Origin of the sequence: Microbacterium sp. 70-16 (assembly GCF_001898315.1) — a bacterium.
Classification (GTDB): Bacteria; Actinomycetota; Actinomycetes; order Actinomycetales; family Microbacteriaceae; genus Microbacterium.
In genome coordinates this window covers 1-5,162 of the sequence record NZ_MKTQ01000025.1, presented here as the reverse complement: position 1 = coordinate 5,162, position 5,162 = coordinate 1, and the positions used below count along the sequence as shown (strand labels likewise).

Sequence of the window (5,162 nt, the reverse complement as noted above, 5' to 3'; positions counted from 1 at the left end):
GTCTTCCGGCAGATGGGCAGTGTGAGAACTTCCATCCTGGAAGACCTCGACGTCTATCCGCGAACCAGCCGCCGACCCTCGACTACACCCTCAACTGCGAAGAGCCCGTATAGACCGACCGACTTGAGAACCAAAGGGAGGAGGACAGCTACCGCATTGGTTACCTTGTGATGGGCGCCAGCGCTTCTCGCAGCAGACTTGACACGGCCGAAGCTTCCGGCGCGGTCAGGTGCACGCCGTCCGTGGTGACGGGAAACCCTGCCACGAAGACGGGGCATGTCGACTCAAAGCAGAACCATGCCGCGGTCGGTACATAACTCGCGTTCGTGACAGTAGCTACGGACGCAGCCTCGGCTGATGCTTTTGCAGCGTGCCAGTCGTCGACTTCCGAAGCGCACGTGGACGGGGCGGAAGTGCGCACGAGGCACGCTGCGAGGCCCTCATTCCAGGGGTTGGCCTCCAGCACGACAACGTGCTCAACGGTGGACAGTTCGCCCAGCATCCTCGTGAATGCGTCCTGCCATGTCTGCGCCGCTGTGCTCACGGTCGAGTTCATACGCGACAGGGCGCCAGGATGTCCGGTGAGCACCAATAGCTTCGGGTCCAGGTCCTTGATCGCGTGCAACATTTCATCCTGAACGGTCGCGCAACGCTCCGCGAACTCGGGACCGTACGTCGGTGAGTTGTACTTCAACCCGCCCGAAAGCTGGCATCCTGTATAGCCGGTCCCGGCCGCAGACCAACCAGTGTCGGCTACCGCTTCCTCTATAGCAGGGAGCCAACTCATCGCTACGGAGTCGCCAACCACGAGGATGTCCGCGGACTTGGGGTCTCCGCACCACTTGGGTGACGAAGCGACCATCGGATTGTTCATGCAATCACGACCACTGCCCGAGAGAGCCAGTTCCCAGACCCCGGTAGCTGACATCAGGCTTGGCCACTCAGCTGCGCCGAGTGCGGCACGCACCTCGCGAGAGCGCTGACTCTGATCGTTCGAAGAGATGGCGATCGGACCACCGCCCACGGCGGGGAGCCGGCTGATCACTGAGTTTGCATCGTGCATTCCGCGCGGACCCTCCAGGGCCACTGCGGAGAATGACATGATCGCGACGATGACGCCAACACCGACCATGAGATCGCGGACAACCAGCGGCGGCTTGTTGGGGGCAAGCGTCGACTTGCTGGCGCGCTTCCGATGCATGAACGGTTCCTCAATCCAGCGCCTAGACAGAGCGGCGATGGCAAGCATGAGCGGGATCGTCGCGGCTCGAACGAGCACTGAGCCGCCGAACACAGACACAGCGAAGACGATGACTGGGAAGTGCCAGAGGTACAGGCTGTACGAAGTATCACCGAGCCACTGGGAGATCGGGTTGCCGAGGATGCTAAGGCGGCCTGCTCTCGCGTTCGCCCAGATTACGAGCATCGCCCCGGCAACTGTCGGAATGACCCACGGGAACGGGATCCCCCCCCGTCGCCGCGTATCAGGATCGCGGACGCGAGGATGATGACGAGCCCGAGGGTGCTGATGACATGTCTTGCGCGGCCGGTCAAAGCGTTCGATCCGACGGCCGCGAGTGCCGCGCCGGCAAGAAGCTCCCAGGCGCGCGCGAACGTATCGAAATAGGCTGCATCTGTGCTCGAGGCAGTGCGCCAAGCTGCCCACCCCAGAGAAACCAAGACAAGTATGGCCGCGACAACTCCGACGATGTGCCGAACCCTCAGTCCGAGTCTTGCAGCGAAGGGTGCCACCAGCAGGATGACTAGCGGCCACAGGGCATAGAACTGCTCTTCGACGGCTAGCGACCAGTAGTGCAGGAGTGGCGAGGGAGCCTCTGTTGCAAAGTAGTCGCTATCGCTCGCAGCGAAGTGCCAGTTGGAAGCGAAGAGCGCGGACCAGACAGCATCGACGGCTACTTGCACAGCACGGGGTGGGAACCACAGCAGACTCGCGACGATCACTGTCGTGAACAGGACGACGAGAGCCGCCGGAAGGATGCGTCGAGCTCGGCGTGCGTAGAAGGCGCGGAACGAGATCGACCCATTCGATTCGATCTCGCGAATGAGGATTCCCGAGATTAGGAAGCCCGAGATTACGAAGAATACATCGACTCCGAGGAAGCCGCCGGACGGCCATCCGAAGGTGTGGTCGAGGACAACCAACGTGACGGCGAGTGCGCGAAGTCCTTGGATGTCAGAGCGAAAGGATCGCTTTCCTCCTGTGACTGGCTTTTGCGCGAGCGCTGATCCAGCGACCATTGTCCTCCTCGGTGTGCCGGGCTGAGCCTATCGAACGCGAGTAACACGCTGATTACGCGGGTGAGCGTCTCCTTCACCTCCTGGTGAGTATTTGGAGTCGTGAGCGCCACTGATTATTGCGGTTGAGCGCCACTCGATATTCACTCTCAGGGCCACTGGTATTGCCGGTGAGCGCCACTCCGGTCGGCGCGACGCTCACCGGCCCGGGTTCAGCCGGCCGCGGCGGCGGTGTGCTCCCGCATGTTGACGTCGCCGGTCTCGATCCAGAGGGTGTTGTGGACGATGCGGTCCATGATCGCGTCGGCGTGGACCCCTCCGCCGAGGCGCTGGTGCCAGTCCTTCTTCGCGTACTGGGTGCAGAACACCGTCGAGGTGGCGTCGTAACGGCGTTCGAGGAGCTCGAGCAGCATGGACCGGACGTCGTCGGTGGGCGGGTCGAGCAGCCATTCGTCGATCACGAGGAGCGTGAACGTGGAGTACTTCCGCAACCACTTCTCCCGACCGGCGGGCTTGTCTTTCGCAGCGGTCCAGGTCTCTTCGAGGTCGGGCATGCGGATGTAGTGCGCCCGGTAGCGGTGCTGACACGCCTGCTTCGCCAGCGCCGACCCGAGGTAGCTCTTCCCGGACCCGGTGAAGCCTTGGAACACGACGTTCATGTGCCTCTGGATGAACTGGCAGGTCCCTAGCTGCGCGATCACGCCTCTGTCGAGCCCGCGTTGTTCGAGCATGTCGACGCGGCGGAGGTCCGCGTTCGGGTAGCGGAGCCCGGCGCGGCGGATGAGGCCTTCGACTTTGGAGTGGGTGAACGCGGCGTGGGCGTCGTCGACGGCGAGCTTGATCCGCTCCTCGAACACCAGCCCGATCGTGAGGCCCTCGTCTTGGATGTCGAGCGCGTCGACGAGGGCGGGGACGCCCATCTCTCGCAGCTTCCGCTTCGTCTCGGAGTCGAGCCGGCTCATCGGGTGCCTCCTGCGTAGTAGTCGGCGCCGCGGACGTAGCCGGCGGGTTCCTCGTCGGCGGGTTCGAACCATGGGCCTGTGCCGCGTTGGTCCTGATTCGAGTCGAGGATCGGCCGCAGGTGCGCATACCTGGGTGATCGGACTCGGGAATCGAGTGCGATGCCGGCGGCGGCTTCGACCCGGGTGGCGGAGTAGCGGCGGGTCAACCTGAGCACTGCCAGCGCGGCGCCGAGCCCCTGCTCGTCGACGGGGACGGACTCGAAGATCCGGTTCACGATCGTGGTGGTGTTCTCCCCGATCCGAGCGGCCCACTCCCGTGCCCGTTGCGGGTCCATCTGCTGGTAGCGGGGCCCGTCGGGCAGATCCGAGTCGTGCGTCCGGTACTCGTTGACCACCCCGGCTGGGGCGAGGAGATGGCTGGTGAGCCGCTGATCCCCGGCGAACACCTCGAGGGTGGTGTCGGTGATGCGCAGGTCGACGGACCGACCGATGTTCTCGTAAGGGACCGAGTAGAAGTTCCTCTCGAACACCACTTGTCCGTTCTTCTGGACCTTGCGGCCGTAGAGCCACTGCGAGATCTCGAACGGAACCTGCGGGAGCGGCCGCAGCAGCGGCTTCTCCTCACCCTCGAACACCGAAAGCCTCGACCCGGCGCGTTTCTGAAACGGCTTCGCGTTGTAAGCGGCGACACGTTCGTAGACCGCGGCCCGCAACTCCGGCAGCGTCGCGAAGGTGCGGTCGCGGAGAGCCGCGATCACCACCGTCGCAACGTTCCCGACCGTGTCCTCGACACTCGGCTTGTCCTTCGGCTTCTTCACCCGTCCCGGCAGCACCGCCGCCGAATAGTGCACCGCGAGCTCCCGATACGCGTCGTTCAGCACCACCTCGCCCTCGGCAGGGTGCTTGATCACACCCGCCTTCAGGTTGTCCGGAACGATCCGCGGGACGGACCCGCCGAACCAGTCGAACATCGCCGTGTTCGCGCGCAGCCAGGTGTCCTACTTCATATCCAGCGTCGGCTCGACGAACGAGTAGCGGGAGAACGGCAGCGTCGCGACGAACAAGTAGACCCTCGTCGCCTGCCCGGTGACCGGGTCGCTGAGCTGCATAGTCTTGCCCGACCAGTCGACCTCGACCGTCTGCCCGGCCTTGTGACCGACCCGCGATGCCGCCCCGATCACCAGCACGTGACGCTGGTAGGTCTTGCAGAACCGGTCGTAGCCCATCGCCGTCTCGCCCTTGGCCCGGCAGGCATCGACGTACTCGCCATGCAGCAGCTTCAACGTCACCCCGACCCTCGCGAGCTCCCGATGCACCTTGTCCCAGTCCGGCTGCGCGTGAACACTCTCATGCTCACCACGCCCGGGGAACAGCCGCGCATATGTTTAGCCGGGGCTTCGGGTAGCGCGGTTGTAGTGATCCGGTAGCACGGGCGCGGCGATCGGATAGCGGCCCGCGCCCGCGCGACCGGTTCAGCTGGTGGTCTCAGCGTGGGTGTGGCGGCGCATGTTCGGCCCGTCGAGTTGGACGAGTTCGGCGCTGCTGACGATGCGGTTCAGGATGGACTCCGCGATGACCGCGTCGTGTAGCGACCGGTACCAGTCCTCGGGATCGAACTGGCTGGTCACGACCGTCGACCCGCGTCCTTCGCGGGCGGCGAGGATGTTCAGCAGCTCGGCGGCGGTCTCCCCGGGGATCGGGGTGGTGAGGAAGTCGTCGAGCACGAGCAGATCGCAGGTGTGCAGCCCGGTGAGGAACGTCAGCCGCTGCGCGTCTTGGCGGTGGTAGACGGCGAGCTGGTTCGCGAGGTCGTCGAGCCGGAAGTAGCGGGCGTGGACTGACCCCGTTTTGTAGGTCCAGTCGTTGTGTGAGTCGTCCTGTCGCCCGAGGGTTCGGGCAGGGAGACTGGTCAGATTATGACGAACAGCAGGAAGCGTCACACCC

4 protein-coding genes and 1 pseudogene are annotated in these 5,162 nt (G+C 64.4%); all 5 read right to left on the bottom strand.

The window, feature by feature from the left end:
- Positions 1-160: 160 nt before the first annotated feature.
- Positions 161-1,426, bottom strand: coding sequence for an acyltransferase family protein (locus tag BGO46_RS10855; protein WP_292898026.1), 1,266 nt, complete (start codon positions 1,424-1,426; stop codon positions 161-163).
- Entirely contained in the window at positions 1,417-2,259 is an 843-nt protein-coding gene (locus BGO46_RS10850; RefSeq protein WP_292898024.1) for an acyltransferase, read from the bottom strand. The genes BGO46_RS10855 and BGO46_RS10850 overlap by 10 nt, the downstream gene beginning before the upstream one ends.
- Positions 2,260-2,468: 209 nt before the next feature.
- On the bottom strand, positions 2,469-3,218 hold the full coding sequence (locus BGO46_RS10845) for an ATP-binding protein (RefSeq protein WP_292800614.1): 750 nt from the start codon (positions 3,216-3,218) through the stop codon (positions 2,469-2,471).
- Positions 3,215-4,591, bottom strand: a pseudogene (gene istA, locus BGO46_RS10840) (IS21 family transposase); the annotation flags it as partial. The pseudogene istA and the gene BGO46_RS10845, both read right to left, overlap by 4 nt.
- Before the next feature lie 99 nt (positions 4,592-4,690).
- Positions 4,691-5,162: ATP-binding protein (locus tag BGO46_RS10835; RefSeq protein WP_299986031.1), on the bottom strand; the 472-nt coding region annotated here is incomplete at its 5' end.